At 31.4% G+C, this 701-nt stretch carries 1 protein-coding gene and 1 pseudogene; both read right to left on the bottom strand.

The annotated features are described in order from the left end of the window. On the bottom strand, nt 1-455 hold a 455-nt coding region (locus FcAc13_RS12060), incomplete at its 3' end, for a DUF4279 domain-containing protein (protein WP_223064618.1). Next, nucleotides 452-701, bottom strand: a pseudogene (locus FcAc13_RS12055) (PAAR-like domain-containing protein); the annotation flags it as partial. The pseudogene FcAc13_RS12055 and the gene FcAc13_RS12060, both read right to left, overlap by 4 nt.

Here is a 701-nt window from a genome sequence, read left to right as displayed (position 1 = left end):
TCGACGAAATATATATCGAAAGAACATTCTAAATCTAAATCTGATAGTGCTTTCATTTGTTCTGGCCATAATACTGGACCACTATGTCCAAATTTAGAAAACCAAACACATTTTAGAGTTAATTTAATATCTTTAATTTCTTGTATTTTTTTCAAATTAGTAGCAAAAGGAGAGATTTTACTTACAATCCAATCAATATGTTCTCTAAGATCTTTTGAATTTACAATTCCTTCTGAAGATAAAAACCAACCTGAATTTTTAACTTCTCTAGTCCGCCCCAAACTATTGGTAATTTTATCTCCAGCTACTGTTATATAAGTCGGTTCAACATCTAATAATCTAGTAATTTCATTAGGATTTATTGCACCCGTGTATATCATTAATCTAACAAAACATTCACTGCATGTTTCATAGTCTGAACATATAGGTGTAATTCTATTCTTTATAAAATTCATGGTAAATAATCTCCAATATTGCCTATAATCTCACCATTTTTCCCAACATAATCACCATTATCTAAAATTCTGCCATGAAAATTATTAGGTAATTTTCCTGCATCAGCCTTCAGTGCTTCAAGAGCTCGCCCCCATTCTCGAGAAGTTAAATTTGTTCCAAAATATTCATTTAATTTATTAGCAGTGTTTTTCTCTAACTTATTCCCCCCAGTTTGCAAGACCTTAGGAACTCTACCTGAAGCACCA

The sequence above is a fragment of the Frischella japonica genome, assembly GCF_014489845.1.
In the GTDB taxonomy this organism is placed as follows: domain Bacteria; phylum Pseudomonadota; class Gammaproteobacteria; order Enterobacterales; family Orbaceae; genus Frischella; species Frischella japonica.
This window is presented reverse-complemented; position numbering and strand designations above follow the sequence as displayed.